Here is a 15,969-nt window from a genome sequence, read left to right on the forward strand (position 1 = left end):
GTGCCTTGCGTGCTGACGGACATAGCGCTTGGGATACTCCCCTACGTGACCACAACCTTACCTTAGGCGTGCCCTGCGGACTGCATTTGACGCAATTCGCGCTTCAACTCCCCCACTTCGTCGCGGATTCGGGCGGCGACCTCGAACTGCAGCTCGGCAGCGGCCCCGTGCATTTGTTCCGTGAGTTGTTCGATCAGGCCAACCAGATCTTCTGCGGGAGCCGCGGCCAGTCCGTCCTTCCGGACGGTGGCTGCACCCTTGCTGCCCGAGGTACGTTTGGCTCCCTTGGCCAGCCTGTTGTTGTTCAGGAGCTCCTGGGTATCAGCATCTTCGCGGGCCAGCTGGTCCGTGATATCAGCGATTTTCTTCCGAAGCGGCTGGGGATCAACGCCATTGTCGGTGTTGTACTTGACCTGGATGGCGCGGCGACGGTTGGTTTCCTCGATGGCGTGCGCCATGGAGTCCGTGATCCTGTCCGCATACATGTGGACCTGGCCGGACACGTTTCGAGCGGCACGGCCAATCGTCTGGATAAGGGACGTGGCTGAACGCAGAAAGCCTTCCTTGTCCGCATCCAGGATGCTGACCAGCGAGACTTCAGGCAGGTCCAGGCCTTCGCGCAGGAGGTTGATGCCGACCAGGACGTCAAAGACACCCATCCGGAGCTCGCGCAGCAGCTCAACCCGGCGAAGAGTGTCGACGTCGGAGTGGAGGTACTGGACTTTGACGCCGTGGCCCAGGAGGTAGTCCGTGAGGTCTTCGGCCATGCGCTTGGTCAACGTAGTTACCAGGACGCGTTCATCGCGTTCAGTGCGCTGGCGGATTTCGCCCAGGAGATCATCGATCTGTCCCTTGGTGGGCTTCACGATCACCTCGGGATCGATGAGTCCAGTGGGTCGGATGATCTGCTGGACAGTGCCGTCTGCCTTCCCGAGCTCGTACTTGCCGGGTGTGGCCGACAAGTAGACGGTCTGGCCGATGCGTTCAAGGAACTCGTCCCACTTCAAAGGCCTGTTATCCATGGCCGAGGGCAGTCGGAAGCCGTGGTCCACCAGCGTGCGCTTGCGGGACATGTCCCCTTCGTACATAGCGCCGATTTGCGGGACAGTGACGTGGGATTCGTCGATGACCAGAAGGAAGTCGTCTGGGAAGTAGTCCAGGAGGCAGTGCGGTGCCGTACCGCCTGCACGGCCGTCGATGTGCCGCGAGTAATTCTCGATGCCGTTGCAGAAACCCATCTGCTGCATCATTTCCAGATCGTAGGTGGTCCGCATCCGCAGCCGCTGGGCTTCCACCAGCTTGTTCTGGCTCTCCAGCACCTTCAGGCGCTCTGCGAGTTCGTCCTCGATGGCCGAGATTGCGCGGCCCATCCGCTCCGGGCCGGCAACGTAGTGGGAGGCCGGGAAGACGTACATTTCGGTTTCCTCGCGGATGACCTCGCCCGTTACCGGATGCAGCGTGTAGATGTTCTCGATTTCGTCGCCGAAAAATTCGATTCTGAGTGCGAGTTCCTCGTACATGGGAATGATCTCTACAGTGTCACCACGGACGCGGAAGGTGCCCCTGTGGAAGTCCATGTCATTGCGCGCGTACTGCATGGAAACGAACTTGCGAAGGAGATGATCCCGGTTCATTTCGGCGCCCTTGGTGAGCGTCACCATGCCCGCGATGTACTCTTCGGGTGTTCCCAGGCCGTAGATACAGGAGACTGTGGCTACTACGATGACGTCGCGCCGGGTCAGCAGCGCGTTGGTGGCCGAGTGCCGAAGCCGCTCGACTTCCTCATTGACCGAGGAGTCCTTTTCGATGAACGTATCCGTCTGCGGTACGTACGCTTCCGGCTGGTAGTAGTCGTAGTACGAGACGAAGTACTCCACCGCATTGTTGGGCAGGAGTTCCCTGAACTCGTTGGCCAGCTGGGCCGCCAGGGTCTTGTTTTGAACCATGACCAGCGTGGGACGCTGCACCTGCTCAATAAGCCAGGCTGTGGTGGCGCTCTTGCCCGTACCAGTGGCGCCGAGAAGGACAACATCCTTCTCGCCGTTGTTGATGCGCTCTGTCAGTTCCGCAATTGCCGCCGGCTGGTCGCCGGCGGGTTTGTAATCGCTGACGACTTCGAAGGGCGCGACGACACGGTTGATCTCCTGGGCAAGACTCATGACACCAATCTACCCCCGCACCCCGACAGTTTATTGTTCGGATTTAAGTCCCGCTGCAACAGAAGAATACGACGGCGGTTGCCAGCCGGTGCGGCTGGCCCACTCATCCATCAGCGGCCAGGCCGCATCCGTGAACCAGGGTTCTTTGGCATCGGCGTAGGCAGCCGTGCCGGGGTCGCTGGCATGTTGTGCAGCAAGTTCGCGCTTGTGCCCCTCATACAGGGCAACGGCAGAAGCTTCGGCCCTCAACCAGTCACGAAACAGCAGCGCGTATCTCCAGCCGGGCGAGCCGGCAACGCGCACATGCAGGTTCGTCGGGCGTCCTGGATCCGCATTGGCATGGAAGCGTTTCTGCCATTGGGCCGGATCCGGCTGTGACGGCTTCGGGGTGTCCGCGACGACGCCCGGAACACGCGGGTATCCGGCTGCGGCCAGACGTGGCGCAATCCGATCCGCCACCTCGAGATCGGCAACAGTCAGTTGAAGGTCAATGACATCCTTGGCCGCCAACCCGGGCACCGATGTAGATCCAATGTGGTCCACGGCAAGGATGTCCTCCGGTGCCGCTGCCTGGATCCGCGAGGACAGTCGGGCCGCTTGCGGGCCCCAGTCGGTTCTGGAAGCAGACAGGACTGGCCCTTCTGTTCGCCGGGCACGAACACCCCGCCGGCAATTGTCAGCGAAGGGCAGCAGTCGACCGAACCACAAGGCATCCACTGTGGCGAGCAGTTCCTCCCGGCTGCCGGAATTTTCCAGGACGATGTCCGCTGCAGCGTTTCTTGCCTCTTGGCTGGCTTGGGCCGCCATTCGGGAACGCGCGTCCTCCAGGCTCATCCCGCGAAGGTCTACCATGCGTTGTATCCGCACGTCATCGGGAGCATCCACCACAATCACCAAATGGAAAGCACTCCCCTGCCCTGTCTCAACCAACAGGGGAATGTCCTGGACCAGAATGTCTTCATCCGCGGCTTGGGCAACGATTGCGGCTGCTGACTCCCGGACCAACGGGTGGATGATGCCGTTGAGCATTTCACGCCGTGAGGGATCCTGGAAAACTATGGCGCCAAGGGCGGGCCGGTCCAGTCTCCCCTCAGGGCCTAGGATCCCCGGTCCAAAAGCCTCTACTACGCGGGCGAGCCCCGGAGTTCCGGGCTCCACCACTTGCCTGGCAATGAGGTCAGCATCAATGAGCACGGCCCCCAACTCCTGCAGCCTGGCAGCTACCAGCGATTTTCCCGAGGCGATACCGCCCGTCAGCCCGATCTTCAACACCCCTCCACACTAGACTGAAGCGGTGGAAATTGAGGATGACAGCCGTGCAACCAGTTACACAACGTTGGCTGAAGGTCCGGATTTCCGCCACGAACTGGAGATCCGGCGTTCCCGCTTCATCACTGTTCTCCGCCGCTCGCCGGACGAAGAAACTGCACGCTCCCTGGTGGCTGCGCTGAGACGCGAGTTCCATGACGCACGGCACCACTGTTCGGCTTTCGTTGTAGGTCCGGACAGGATGATTCAACGTTCCAGTGACGACGGCGAACCGTCGGGCACGGCCGGTATTCCCATGCTGGAAGCACTGCTCAAACGTGAGACAGCACCCGGGGTGACCGACCTTAGCGACGTAAGTGTCGTCGTCGTCCGCTATTTCGGCGGAATCCTCCTGGGCGCGGGCGGGCTGGTCCGTGCCTATTCCGAATCGGTATCTGCAGCTTTGGAACTGGCACCCCTGGTGCAGCGTCGACGGCTGCGGCTTTGCGACATCGACGTGCCGCACGCGGACGCCGGACGCTTGGAGAACGAACTCCGCGGATCCGGCTTTGTCATGGCCAACACCAGCTATGAAGCCAAGCACACAGTCCTCCGGGTCGCGCTGGCGGACAACAGCGACGCCTTGGCGGAGGCGCACTCCCGTGTAGCGGCCCTCACTGCAGGCACGGGCACTCTGAGTCCGCAGGGAACGGAGTGGATCGATGTGCCCTGAATCAACTATGCAACCCCGGGGGGCCGCAGCCGGACTCGAAGGGCCGGCTTAGCTTAAGCAGAAGGACCCCTGCCACATGGCAGGGGTCCTTCTTTGGCTATTCAGCGCATCCCGTGAGGGGTGGCGGAATTAGTTGCCGGTCAGCTTCTCACGCAGTGCGGCGAGAGCTTCGTCGGACGCCAGGGTGCCGGCGTTGGACTCAGCAGCAGCCGGCTCCGAGGAGTAGCTGGTGGTGCCGGAATCGCTCTCACCGGACGTTGCAGCGGCAGCGTCGTCAGCAGCGTGCTGTGCAACCTGCTTCTTGTGGGCTTCCCAACGGGTCTGGGCGTCAGCGTACTGCTGCTCCCAAGCGGCGCGCTGGGTCTCGTAGCCTTCGAGCCATTCGTTCGACTCGGGGTCGAAGCCCTCGGGGTACTTGTAGTTGCCCTCTTCGTCGTACTCAGCGGCCATACCGTACAGAGCGGGATCGAACTCGGTGCTGTCAGCGTCAACGCCCTCGTTAGCCTGCTTGAGGGAGAGGGAGATGCGGCGACGCTCGAGGTCGATGTCGATGACCTTGACGAACAGTTCGTCGCCAACGGAGACAACCTGCTCGGCGAGCTCAACGTGGCGGACAGCCAGCTCGGAGATGTGAACGAGGCCTTCGATGCCGTCTTCGACGCGAACGAACGCACCGAACGGAACCAGCTTGGTGACCTTACCCGGGACAACCTGGCCCAGGGCGTGGGTGCGGGCGAAGGTCTGCCACGGGTCTTCCTGCGTAGCCTTGAGCGACAGGGAGACACGCTCGCGGTCCAGATCCACTTCGAGGACCTCGACGGTGACTTCCTGGCCAACCTCGACAACCTCGGACGGGTGGTCGATGTGCTTCCAGGAGAGCTCGGAAACGTGAACGAGGCCGTCTACGCCGCCAAGGTCCACGAATGCACCGAAGTTGACGATGGAGGAAACAACGCCGGGACGAACCTGGCCCTTTTCCAGCTTGTTGAGGAACGTGGAGCGGACCTCGGACTGGGTCTGCTCGAGCCATGCACGGCGGGACAGCACAACGTTGTTGCGGTTCTTGTCCAGCTCGATGATCTTGGCTTCGATCTGCTGACCGATGTACGGAGCGAGGTCGCGGACACGACGCATCTCGACGAGGGATGCGGGCAGGAAGCCGCGCAGGCCGATGTCCAGGATGAGGCCACCCTTGACAACCTCGATGACGGTACCGGTAACGACGCCGTCTTCTTCCTTGACCTTCTCGATGTCGCCCCAGGCGCGCTCGTACTGAGCACGCTTCTTGGAGAGGATCAGACGGCCTTCTTTGTCTTCCTTGGTGAGAACCAAAGCTTCGACCTGATCGCCAACGGCAACAACTTCGCCGGGGTCAACGTCGTGCTTGATGGAAAGCTCGCGGGAAGGGATGACACCTTCGGTTTTGTAACCGATGTCGAGCAGGACTTCGTCGCGGTCGACCTTGACGACGGTACCTTCGACGAGGTCACCGTCGTTGAAGTACTTAATGGTGGCGTCGACAGCTGCGAGGAAGTCCTCAGCGGTACCGATGTCGTTAATGGCGACTACGGGGGTACCGGGCTTCTCGGTGGAGGTGATGGTCATGTAGTAGGGGCTCCGTTGTGGATAGTTAGTCGGTCAGGCAAACCGCTGCCGCCCGGGTCCGGACGGCAGAACACGGCAAAATACCGGGTCATCCTGATTTGTGGATTAATACAAAATGGACGCATGCACGTAGTACACGCCCGTTTATTCTAGTCGTATCTGCAAAGCAGGGTCAAAAGGACTCCGGCAGGGCCAGCAAAGGCCTTCATGCAGGCAGGACGTCTCCGAGCCGCGCGAACGTAATCCCTCGGTCCAGCAAGCGAGGCAAAGCCCTCGCGTAACCCTCTGCAGTTCCGGCGCCCGGCCTGTTGAAGTGCGAGATGACGATGTCTCCCGCCGCTGCCTTGGCCACTTCCCCGGCGACGGTAGCCGGCGCAAAGGTGGCCCCGCCGTCGCCGTTTATCGTGAAGTTGACTGGCAGCATCCCCAGCCTGCGGGTCATGCTGGCAGCGACGTCATCGTAGAACGCCGTTCCTGGCCGGAAGAAGCGCGGGGAAACCCCGGTTAACTCATGCATGAGGGCCTGGTTGCCCATCAATTCCTCGTACACTGCCGCAGGGTTTGCCGTTCCGGCTATGCCGTAAGCGGACTTGCCATTGACTGACAAGGGCAGGTGAAGTGTGCCGTGGTTCGAGAGCTCGAACAGGGGGTCGGCGGCCAGTTCCGCGGCAAGTGACTTGTTCGCGTTAATCCAACGGCTGTTAATGAAAAGTGTGGCGGGGACGTTGAGGCTGCGAAGTGACTTGAGCAGCTTGTGGTCACAGCCGGTTCCGCCTGGGCCACCGCAGGCATCGAACGTGAGGGCCACATGCCGGGATGCCGAATTGTTCACCACACCCGTCACGTGAAGCCCCCATTCCTGCGGCCGGAGGGATCCAAATTCTGCCAGGATCTGCGGCTTGCCTGGGATGGCGGCTGGCAATGCGGGAGCGCTCGACGGCGGCACTGGACTCTGGTCGCCTGCGTCGCCGCTGCCTCCCTCACCGCTGCCGGCCTTGGCGGCGAGGGCAGCAGCAGCTTGCTCACTGGACAGCGCGGCGATGGAGGGCGGTGGCGTCGCAGGGCCGGCCCCGGGTCCGTTTGGTGGGACAACCGCCGGCCCATTTGAGGGACTACCAGGGGCCATCTGCCCTGGTGCGGCGGCGTCCGGGAGCGCCCCTCTCCCGTTGTCCGCGCAAGCCGCCAGAGCTGCAGTTGCCAGCCCCGCCATTCCAAGCAGCACCGAACGCCGGCCGGCCAACGGCCGCCGCTTGGAATCCCCCATGGATGTCCTTGTCTATTGAGTATGTGAGTCGCTTGTAAAAGTGCTTATTTCCGGAAGTGCTTTTTAGAAGTGCGTGAGGCAGTGCGCCGGCCGTTCCACAGCAAAAAGCTTCTGGGCTGCGAACGCGGCACCGGGCTTGCTTTCGCTCATCCGCCCGGCAGCAGTGAGCGTCGCTGGGGACACAGCACCAAGATAGATGGACGCGAGATCCGCGACATCCATGCGGAGATCAGGTTGTTGGCCGGATGCCTCGGTGACGGCCGCGGTAGCACCGCCGTCGGCCTCCAACGCCCATGTGCCACCAGCCAGACCAAGTGTATCCGAGACTTCCATGACGAGCTTTCCGGCAACCGGATACCGTCGGGCGGACAGCGCTGCCGGAACGTCCAGGATCCGTAACCACAACATGTCCCGCACGTCCGAGGAGTCGATGCATCTGGGATCTTCCAGGGCCCAGGTCAGTGGATCGTCCACGGGGGCCTCGGCCCACGTCACCTGGTCAATGAGATCGATGCTCCCAAGGAAGCGCCAGAGATCGAGATAAGCCGCATTGGTACCAGCAACGAGGTCCACGATTTCCATGGTGTAGGGCTTGTGATCCCAGCCCTTGAAGCGATAGGAAACGTAGCCGTCCAGTGTTCCGGAGGCGTTGTAATGCAGGGCGCTTCTGACACCGGTGTCAGGCTTTCCGTCATGGCCGATCGCTCCGGAAGCCAGCAAGCGATAGTACTCTTGGCGGTCTACTGAGCCAGGAGTCGCACGCTGGACGTGGCCGAAGATCTGTGGCGCAACCTCCAGGAGCACGCCGGGGTCAGCCACCTCTACAGTTCCTGTCGCCAACCCCTTGAGGCGGAAACGAGGGCCGGTGTCGACCTTGATGCTGCGTTCAAAGGTAGCCACGCCAAAACCGAAGCGGCCGTAGATGGACCCCTCTGAGGCGGTCAGCGCTGCCATGGCGAGACCATCGTCCTTTGCGCCGGCAAGGTCAGCGGTGATCATGCCCCGGAGCAGCCCTTTGCGCCGGTGCGTTCCACGGACAGTCACGTTGGTCACCAGGTTTGATTCCAGTTGTCGGCCAAACCCGATATTCAGGGATTTGCGCATGGTGCCGTACGTGGCCACCGGGACCTCGACGCCCAGAGCGTGCTCGGGAACGACTCCGTTGATGTACACCCCGGTCAACTCACGCTGGTCTGTGCGGTAGGCCGCCAGGGTCTTGGCGATGTACTCTTCGTCACGCCTGTGCTGGTGGAAGCCGTGCGAGACTGCCTGGACCCATGCGGCACAGCGGGAGTAGGCAGGGTCCTCACGATCAGCTGTAGCAGGGAATTGTTGAACCCTGTATTGATCGGCATATTTCTCGGCGGAGTTCGTTTCGGAATAACTTTCATTGGGATCAGCCACGCCCCCGAGCCTAGCCAGACGCCGGAGGGCGCGCCACCATCAAGGCGGCGCGCCCTCCGGCGATCCTTTCGAACGTGCGGGCTACTAGTGGCCGGCCTCGTACCAGCTGGACCCTACGCCGAGCTGGACGTCCAAAGGGACAGACAGCTCAGCAGCAGTCCCCATTTGCTCTACGACCAGTTTTTCGACGGCGTCGCGCTCTCCCGGGGCGACCTCGAGGACGAGTTCGTCGTGGACCTGGAGGAGCATCCGCGATTTCAAGCCCTGGCTCGCAAGTTCGGCTGAGACGCCCAGCATTGCCCGCTTGATGAGGTCGGCGGCGGAACCCTGGATGGGCGAATTAAGCGCAATGCGCTCGGCTGCTTCCCGGGCCTGACGATTGGTGCTGGTGAGGTCCGGGAGGTAACGGCGGCGACCTTCAATGGTGGCCGTGTAACCGTCCACCCTCGCCTGATCCACAACGCCCCTGAGATAGTCACGCACACCGCCGAAGCGATCGAAGTAGTCCTTCATCAGCGTCCTGGCCTCATCCACCGAAATCTCCAGCTGCTTTGAGAGGCCAAACGAGGTCAGCCCGTAAGCCAGGCCGTAGGACATCGCCTTCACCTTGGAGCGCATCGCGCTGGTGACCTCGGCAGGAGGGACATTGAAGATCCGCGAGCCCACGAAGCGGTGCAGGTCCTCGCCATCCCTGTAGGCCTGGATCAGCGCCTCGTCACCGGAGAGGTGGGCCATGATGCGCATTTCAATCTGTGAGTAGTCAGCAGACAGAAGGCATTCATACCCCTCGCTGACCACGAAGATCCCGCGGACCCGGCGGCCTTCTTCACTGCGCACCGGGATATTTTGCAGGTTGGGGTTGTTTGAGGAGATCCTGCCCGTGGCGGCGATGTTCTGCGCGTAGGTGGTGTGGATACGCCCGTCATCCGCAACGGACTTCTTGAGGGTTTCCACCATCTGGGCGAGCTTTGAGGATTCGCGGTGGGCCATGAGCTGCACCAGGAACTCGTGGCCGGTCTTTTCCAGCAAGCCCTTCAGGGATGCGGCGTCGGTGGTGTAGCCGGACTTGATCTTCTTGGTCTTGGGAAGTCCAAGTTCCTCGAACAGGACGGTCTGGAGCTGCTTGGGTGATCCCAGGTTTACCTCATGACCGATTGCCGCAAACGCCTGTTCCTGGGCGTTCTCGATCACCTTGGTGAGGTCCGCAAGCTGTTCGTCCATGCGATCCGTGGAGACGTAGATACCGGTCAGTTCCATCTGCGCCAGGACGCGGGACACCGGAAGCTCCAGCGTGGTCAGCAGGGCGTCGGCTTTGATACCGGCAAGTTCCGTTTCGAAGTGCTTGCTGAGGGCATGCACGACGGCGGCCTGCTGGACGAGGGCTGCGGCCGCGGCTTGGTCGCTGCCTCCGGTGAAGTCCAGCTCCAACTGCCCGGCGGATGCGGTCACAACGCCCAAGGAGATCTTGAGGTGGACCTGGGCGAGCTCCGGGAGGTCGTAGCTGCGGCGGTCCGGCTGGATCAGGTATCCGGAAATCGACGTGTCATCCACAACGCCTTCCAAGCCCAGGCCACGGTTGTGCAGGGCCTTGAGCGCGGCCTTGAACTCGTGCACCACCTTGGCTTCTTCAGGGTCCCGGAGCCAGCTGGCCAGCGCCGACTCGGCTGCTGAATCCAGCCCGCTGAGCTCGATGTAGGCAGCGCCATTGTTCCGGACCACAGCCAACGCGCTGGCATCCTCGCCGATACGGCCCTGGACAGGCTGGATGGCTATCGCGGAACGAGTGCCGGAACCGGCGCCGAAGAAGGCCTCAAGCTCAGCGGCGCCCTGGAGTGTAGCAAACTCAGGGGCTTCGATGGTGTCCGGGGCAGCACCGGTGGTGTCGTCGCCGTAGAGATCGAAGAGCCGGGGGCGGAGCGTACGAAATTCCAGCTCCTCGAACAGTTCCTCGATGGCCTGGCGGTCGGGGCGCGGCTCGTGGAGGTCCTCCAGCCTGACGGGCAGTTCGAGGTCTGTCAGCAGCTGGTTCAGCCTGCGGTTCCGTTTGACGTTCTCAAGGTTCTCCTTGAGAGCTCCGCCCACCTTGCCACCGATGGCGTCCAGGTTCTCCAGGATGCCTTCCAGGCCACCGTAGAGGTTGATCCACTTGGCGGCAGTCTTTGGGCCCACGCCCGGTACGCCCGGAAGGTTGTCCGCCGATTCGCCCACGAGGGCAGCCAGGTCCGAATACAACGCGGGCTTGACGAAGTACTTCTCTTCAATGGCCGCAGCATCCAGTTTGGGGATGTTGCTCACGCCCTGCTTGGGATAGAGCACAAAAACGTTGTCGTTGATGAGCTGGAAGGAGTCCCTGTCCCCGGAGACCAGGAGGACCTCAAAGCCGGCGGCATCCGCCTGGGCCGCAAGGGTGGCCAGGATGTCATCAGCTTCGTAGCCGGGCAGAGCAATGGTCTTGATTCCCCACGCCTCCATAACCCTCGCGATGAGGGCGATCTGGCCCTGGAACTCCGCGGGCGTCGCGTTACGGCCGCCCTTGTACTCGCTGTACTCGGCCTTGCGGAAGGTGGTGTCGTCAGAGACATCAAACGCTACGGCGACGTGCGTGGGCTTCTGGTCCTTGATCAGGTTGATGAGCATGGAGGTGAACCCATGCACGGCGTTGGTGTACTGGCCTCTGGCAGTAGAGAAGTTTTCAGCGGGGAGGGCGTAGAAGGCCCGGAAAGCCATCGAATGGCCATCCAGGACCAGCAACCTGGGCCGGCCCTCCCCCGTGGTGCTGGGTGAAGCGGTGGAAGAGGGGCTGGGTGCTGTTGCAATGGCAGCAGCTTGGGCCGTTGGAACCTGGTCCGGTTTGGTTGTTTCACTCACAGGTGCCAGCCTAGTTGGCATGATGGACAATTTCACGCCGAACCGGTTTGTCGACGAGCTGAACGAGGCAGGTGTGCCCGAAGAGTTCCATGAGTGGCTTTCCGGGCATGGCGTTGGCTCCCTTGTGGTGAAAATGGGTATTCGGTTTACCGAGCTCAGTGCCGAACGCACTGTGGCAACCATGCCTGTGGAAGGGAACACGCAAGTAGCCGGCATCCTTCACGGCGGAGCCCACGTGGTCCTGGCGGAAACCCTGGGCTCATTTGCCGCGTCGCTTCACGCCGGCAGAGGGCGGCACGCTGTGGGAATCGAAGTCGGCGCGACGCATCACCGCTCCATCGCCAGCGGAACGGTAACCGGCACGTGTACGGCGATCCACCTGGGCGGGACGTTGGCCACGCACGAGATCGTTATCACAGACGAAAAAGGCCGGAGGCTTTCAACTGCCCGGATTACCAACATGATCCGCAACAACCGCCACTGACCAACCAGCTACTGACCAACCAGCTACCGCGGCCCAAAGAGCTACTGCGGCGGCATGCGGTAATGCAGTTCAGCCGCGGCCCCGGCAAGGATGCGCGAGGACAGCAACTCAAGTGGCGCCGTCGGACCCTTGAGCGGCAGCAGCCGCTTACCGGCGCCGAGCACAACGGGGATGATGGTGACGATCATCTCGTGGAGCAATCCGGCGTTGGCGAACTGGGCTACCAGGTCCCCGCCGCCCACCAGCCAGACGTTCTTGTCTCCGGCGTCGGCGAGGAGGTCCGGGGCGAACTCGCGCACATCCCCACGGACGAACGTGACGTTCGAACCGGCCGGAGCCGAATATTCATGGTGGGTGAACACCCAACAGGGGGTGTCGGGGTACGGCCACTTGCCGGGCTCGTGCTCCATGAGCCAACGGTAGGTCTCGCCGCCCATGGCGATACAACCCACCCCTGCGAAGAAGGACTCATAGCTGCCGCTCACGCCTTCAACCTGGTCGAATTGCAGGAGCCAGCCGAGGTCGTCGTCCGGAGAAGCAATGAAGCCGTCGACGGTGGAGGCAACGTAGTACTGGAAGATCGACATGGCCCCAGACTAGTCAGTTGGCGTTGGCGTTCCCATACTCCACACGCACACTGCCATCATCGCGGAGTACCACCACCCGGCCCTGGGCAAGCGTCCATCCGTCGTTCAGTAGAAAGATTCTTCCGCCGCTGACCACCAGCAGTCTCAGGCCTGTGTACCGGTACAGCGGCACGGCATCTGTACCAGCTGACTCCTCATGGACGTTGGGCGCTGTCACGGCCAACCGCTCCTTGCTGTACACCACGGCTGTTGGAAGCAGACTGGACCGTTCCTGGTAATCGATGGCTGCGCCCCGCCCAAGGGCTTGCGCGTAATCAGAGGTACCCCAGAAGAGAAGCAGGGTGACCAGGACAAACACCAGGGATCTCTCGAGCGAGCGCGGAGTGGCGGCGCGGAGTCCCCGTTGGGCCGGATCGGCGGCCCGCCGGCGCACGCTCAGTCCCCAAGCCCCCACAAGTAGGCCGGCCGCGATGAGGAACGGCGCATAGAGCAGGATCCGTTCCGGCTGGGTCACGATCGCCACCCACATCACGGCCGCGTAGGCGAAGCCAAGAACCAGCACTACCAGGGCGGCTCTTCGCAGAAGTGTCCGGTAGCGTGCGGCGCCCAGGAGTCGGGAAACCAGCCTATCCACCATGAGCCACAACAACCCGATCACCACGAGCCAGGCCAACGGCTGAAAGAGCGACTGGATACTCCGCAGGATAAAGTCCTGCACGGTATAACCGAACAGGCTGACGTCCAGGCCCATGGCTTTCGCCTGGGCATCCGTACGCGCCCAGCCGAAGTAGACCAACAACGCCGTGGCCACGGTGAGGGGCGGACCAATGACGGAGAGGACGTCCAGGGTCCGCTGCCAGCGGTTGTTGACCAGGCTCCGCTCCTCGGCTTCTTGTGACGCAGCGGGCTCCTGTGAGGCAGCGGGCTCCTGGGGGACGCTCATGGAGTTGCCGTTGGGGAGGCACCAAAGGAAGGAATGGTTGGCGGGCCGCTCTGCGTGGGTCCATCACTTGGCCGGGTTCCAGGCGTTCCACCCGGGCCCGTGCTGGTGGGCGTGGAATCTTCATAGAAGAACGTCACTGTTCCGCTGATGTCCACGGTGTCCGTGATGGAAATGCGGACGGAGTCGCGGCCGTCAGACGGCGGCATCCTCAGGTATAGCGTTTCGTAATCCCCGCCGCCGGCAACTATTTCGGGAGAGGCCGGGACGCCGTCGAACAGGATGTCCCCAACCCTGACGTAATAGCCATCCAGCCTGACGACAGTTCCGCCTGTTCGGGGGTCGGAGGCACGTGCTGTGCCGGCCACTGGCCTCAGGTCGTTGTCTACCACCGTGAGGCCGCTCAAGTGCCGAGGACAAGCTTCACCCGGGGCGGTCTGAGGCTTTAGTGGGACTCCCGGGTTGCTGCGGTGTTGGGCGATCGCAGAGGCTGACGTTGCGGCCACCGTGAACTCAAGACACTGGGTCTGCGGTATGCGCGGTGTTGCTGCAACGGCGTTCGAAGCCCGCTGCCAGTCCTGCTGGGCACCGCTTTGCAGTGCCTTGCAGACAGCGGCGCCGGCCTGCCACACGGCAGCATCTTCCGCACCTTCCAGGTTCTGGGCGAGGGCATCGCATTGGAATTGCTGCAGCAGGAGATACCGCTGACCCGAGGTGGGATCGTTGGGGCCCACCGGTCCAATGGGTACCCAGCGCACCACGGGCGCTTCTGCTTGTGGTGCTCCAGGTCCGGCCGGACCAGCGGGCTGCCCGGCAGTGGGATCGACGGCGGTGGGAACCGCTGGTGCTGTTGCGGTGGTGACGGGAGGTGCCGGATTGGGAGAAGGACTACCTGGTGAGGCAGCGTTGGGAACGCAGGCAGAAAGTGCCAGCATCAGGACCGGAACCAGCGCCAGTCCGATGAGATGGCTTCGGGAATGGCACTTCATGACAGCCCCACATCTGCCGGATCACAATCACGCAGTGATGTAACTTCACTGCTGATTATTCTCCCGAAAGGACTTTGCTGCCAGAGAAGCCGTTACTTTCCGAAGTAGGGCACGATCAAGTAGATGCCGAACAGCACGGCCAGTCCGCAAACGCCGAAACATACGACGGCCAGGGAACGGATGAGTCCAGGCGACTTCTGCTGGGCGTCACCTGCAATTGCGGTGAGGCGTACTCCCAGGGAGTAAAGGACCACCAGTGTCACGGCAGCAACGAGCGTGACGCCGGCAACCTGAAGCAATTCCAGCCACTTCATCGCTGCACATCCTTGTTGTTGACGGACTTTCGGGTTTTCTTCTTCTTGCTGAACTTCACGGCGTGGCCGGCCTCTTCGACTTCCACTGCGTTGTGGTGGCCGACATGCGATTTGCGCGACGCAACAAACATGAAGACCACGGCGGCGCTACCTACGACGGCGGCAATGACCACGCCCACGACGCCGATGTTCACCAGCAGAGCGGTAAGTCCGCCCACGATGGCCGACGCCGGCAGGGTAAACAGCCAACCCAAAGCGATCTTGCCCGCAGTGCCCCAGCGCACGGAGGTGCCCTTTCGGCCTAAGCCGGAGCCAATGACCGAGCCGGAGGCGACCTGCGTGGTGGAGAGCGCGAACCCCAAATGGGAAGAAGCCAGGATGGCGGAGGCCGTGCTGGTCTCCGCCGAGAATCCTTGAGCAGGCTTCACTTCGGTCAAGCCCGAACCCATGGTGCGGATGATGCGCCATCCGCCGGCGTACGTACCAATAGCGATGGCCAGGGCACAAGCGGTCACGACCCAGAACTGGGGACCGGATCCCGGCGCCTGCGTACCTGCTGCGATGAGAACCAGGGTGATGATGCCCATGGTCTTCTGGGCATCATTGGTGCCGTGCGCGAGGGCAACGAGGCTGGAAGTGAAGATCTGGCCGGTCCGGAAACCGCCGCGTTTCTGCGTGAGCTTGTCGCCCGTTTCCGGGTCATGGCGGGACGTCAGCGCATAGGCCAGGCGCGTGCAAAGGTATGCCACGGCGCCGGCGATGAGTGGTGCGAAGACAGCTGGCAGGATCACCTTCTGCAGCACTGTTTCAAAGTTGATGGAGTGTACTCCGATACCCACCACGGCGGCGCCGATGAGGCCGCCGAACAGTGCGTGGGAGGAACTGGAGGGCAGGCCCTTGAGCCAGGTGACCATGTTCCAGAGGATTGCACCCATCAGGCCGGCAAAGATGATGTCCGGCGTGATGTGGATACCGTCCGAGCCTTCCCGGATGAGTCCACCGGAAATGGTTTTTGCTACTTCAGTTGATAGGAACGCCCCAACAAGGTTGAGCACGGCAGCGAGGGCAACCGCCGTCTTGGGCTTGATCGCCCCCGTAGCGATAGGCGTAGCCATCGCATTGGCTGTGTCGTGAAAGCCGTTGGTGAAGTCAAAGAATAGGGCCAACGCTATGACAAGCGCGACCATGAAGGTGATTTCCACCTGTTGCCCAATCTGCAGAGTCGACGTTCAGCAGTTCCACTTCCCCGTACCTGCCATGCACAGCATAGTTCAGCCAATGTTCAACTGACTGGACTTGCCGCACTCTATCCGGCGGGCTTGAAACCTTTAGAATCCTACGTGCCAACCACCGAGCCGACAAACATGCACCAGC

At 62.1% G+C, this 15,969-nt stretch carries 13 protein-coding genes; 2 read left to right on the top strand and 11 right to left on the bottom strand.

Features of this window, described 5'->3' with window-relative positions; genetic code table 11:
* Nucleotides 1-62: 62 nt before the first annotated feature.
* Both uvrB and coaE read right to left on the bottom strand, forming a co-directional pair.
* Nucleotides 63-2,159, bottom strand: a complete 2,097-nt coding sequence (gene uvrB, locus AC1DD5_RS12085) for an excinuclease ABC subunit UvrB (protein ID WP_477521558.1) — start codon at nucleotides 2,157-2,159, stop codon at nucleotides 63-65.
* Between the two features lie 30 nt (nucleotides 2,160-2,189).
* The gene (gene coaE, locus AC1DD5_RS12090; protein ID WP_477521559.1) at nucleotides 2,190-3,431 is read right to left on the bottom strand and encodes a dephospho-CoA kinase; all 1,242 of its coding nucleotides are present in this window, start codon (nucleotides 3,429-3,431) and stop codon (nucleotides 2,190-2,192) included.
* 22 nt (nucleotides 3,432-3,453) lie between these two features.
* Between coaE and AC1DD5_RS12095 the strand changes: the two genes are divergently transcribed.
* Complete coding sequence (locus AC1DD5_RS12095; protein WP_477521560.1) at nucleotides 3,454-4,140, top strand: IMPACT family protein; 687 nt, start codon at nucleotides 3,454-3,456, stop codon at nucleotides 4,138-4,140.
* A gap of 129 nt (nucleotides 4,141-4,269) precedes the next feature.
* On the opposite strand, the gene rpsA is transcribed toward AC1DD5_RS12095, so the two are convergent.
* From rpsA to polA, 4 genes are all read right to left on the bottom strand, one after another.
* Complete coding sequence (gene rpsA / locus AC1DD5_RS12100; protein ID WP_216925808.1) at nucleotides 4,270-5,745, bottom strand: 30S ribosomal protein S1; 1,476 nt, start codon at nucleotides 5,743-5,745, stop codon at nucleotides 4,270-4,272.
* 205 nt (nucleotides 5,746-5,950) lie between these two features.
* The gene (locus tag AC1DD5_RS12105) at nucleotides 5,951-7,009 is read right to left on the bottom strand and encodes a polysaccharide deacetylase family protein (RefSeq protein ID WP_477521561.1); all 1,059 of its coding nucleotides are present in this window, start codon (nucleotides 7,007-7,009) and stop codon (nucleotides 5,951-5,953) included.
* Nucleotides 7,010-7,072: 63 nt separating this feature from the next.
* On the bottom strand, nucleotides 7,073-8,413 hold the full coding sequence (locus AC1DD5_RS12110; RefSeq protein WP_477521562.1) for a GNAT family N-acetyltransferase: 1,341 nt from the start codon (nucleotides 8,411-8,413) through the stop codon (nucleotides 7,073-7,075).
* Nucleotides 8,414-8,497: 84 nt separating this feature from the next.
* Nucleotides 8,498-11,140: a DNA polymerase I gene (polA, locus tag AC1DD5_RS12115; protein WP_477521596.1), complete on the bottom strand. Its 2,643-nt coding sequence runs from the start codon at nucleotides 11,138-11,140 to the stop codon at nucleotides 8,498-8,500.
* Nucleotides 11,141-11,300: 160 nt separating this feature from the next.
* On the opposite strand from polA, the gene AC1DD5_RS12120 reads away from it, so the two are divergent.
* Nucleotides 11,301-11,765 carry a hotdog fold thioesterase gene (locus tag AC1DD5_RS12120; protein WP_442005413.1) on the top strand — a complete coding sequence of 155 codons (465 nt, stop codon included), beginning with the start codon at nucleotides 11,301-11,303 and terminating at the stop codon, nucleotides 11,763-11,765.
* 41 nt (nucleotides 11,766-11,806) lie between these two features.
* Here the strand turns inward: AC1DD5_RS12120 and AC1DD5_RS12125 are convergent, their stop codons facing one another.
* The 5 genes from AC1DD5_RS12125 to AC1DD5_RS12145 all read right to left on the bottom strand — a co-directional run bounded on the left by AC1DD5_RS12125 (nucleotide 11,807) and on the right by AC1DD5_RS12145 (nucleotide 15,797).
* Nucleotides 11,807-12,352 (bottom strand): dihydrofolate reductase family protein, encoded by a 546-nt coding sequence (locus AC1DD5_RS12125; RefSeq protein WP_477521563.1) that lies wholly within the window; start codon nucleotides 12,350-12,352, stop codon nucleotides 11,807-11,809.
* Nucleotides 12,353-12,365: 13 nt separating this feature from the next.
* Entirely contained in the window at nucleotides 12,366-13,295 is a 930-nt protein-coding gene (locus tag AC1DD5_RS12130; RefSeq protein WP_477521564.1) for a hypothetical protein, read from the bottom strand.
* Complete coding sequence (locus tag AC1DD5_RS12135) at nucleotides 13,292-14,281, bottom strand: hypothetical protein (protein ID WP_477521565.1); 990 nt, start codon at nucleotides 14,279-14,281, stop codon at nucleotides 13,292-13,294. The genes AC1DD5_RS12130 and AC1DD5_RS12135 overlap by 4 nt, the downstream gene beginning before the upstream one ends.
* A gap of 92 nt (nucleotides 14,282-14,373) precedes the next feature.
* Complete coding sequence (locus AC1DD5_RS12140) at nucleotides 14,374-14,595, bottom strand: hypothetical protein (RefSeq protein ID WP_442005417.1); 222 nt, start codon at nucleotides 14,593-14,595, stop codon at nucleotides 14,374-14,376.
* Nucleotides 14,592-15,797 carry an inorganic phosphate transporter gene (locus tag AC1DD5_RS12145; protein WP_442015498.1) on the bottom strand — a complete coding sequence of 402 codons (1,206 nt, stop codon included), beginning with the start codon at nucleotides 15,795-15,797 and terminating at the stop codon, nucleotides 14,592-14,594. The genes AC1DD5_RS12140 and AC1DD5_RS12145 overlap by 4 nt, the downstream gene beginning before the upstream one ends.
* Nucleotides 15,798-15,969 lie beyond the last annotated feature (172 nt).

Source organism: Paenarthrobacter sp. 10L420 (genome assembly GCF_056395385.1).

Coding starts and splice junctions, on each gene's coding strand:
- AC1DD5_RS12140 (WP_442005417.1), bottom strand. CDS start 14,595: ATGAAGTGGCTGGAATTGCTTCAGGTTGCCGGCGTCACGCTCGTTGCT.
- AC1DD5_RS12120 (WP_442005413.1), top strand. CDS start 11,301: ATGATGGACAATTTCACGCCGAACCGGTTTGTCGACGAGCTGAACGAG.
- AC1DD5_RS12135 (WP_477521565.1), bottom strand. CDS start 14,281: ATGAAGTGCCATTCCCGAAGCCATCTCATCGGACTGGCGCTGGTTCCG.
- AC1DD5_RS12105 (WP_477521561.1), bottom strand. CDS start 7,009: ATGGGGGATTCCAAGCGGCGGCCGTTGGCCGGCCGGCGTTCGGTGCTG.
- polA (WP_477521596.1), bottom strand. CDS start 11,140: ATGGCTTTCCGGGCCTTCTACGCCCTCCCCGCTGAAAACTTCTCTACT.
- AC1DD5_RS12130 (WP_477521564.1), bottom strand. CDS start 13,295: ATGAGCGTCCCCCAGGAGCCCGCTGCCTCACAGGAGCCCGCTGCGTCA.
- rpsA (WP_216925808.1), bottom strand. CDS start 5,745: ATGACCATCACCTCCACCGAGAAGCCCGGTACCCCCGTAGTCGCCATT.
- AC1DD5_RS12125 (WP_477521563.1), bottom strand. CDS start 12,352: ATGTCGATCTTCCAGTACTACGTTGCCTCCACCGTCGACGGCTTCATT.
- uvrB (WP_477521558.1), bottom strand. CDS start 2,159: ATGAGTCTTGCCCAGGAGATCAACCGTGTCGTCGCGCCCTTCGAAGTC.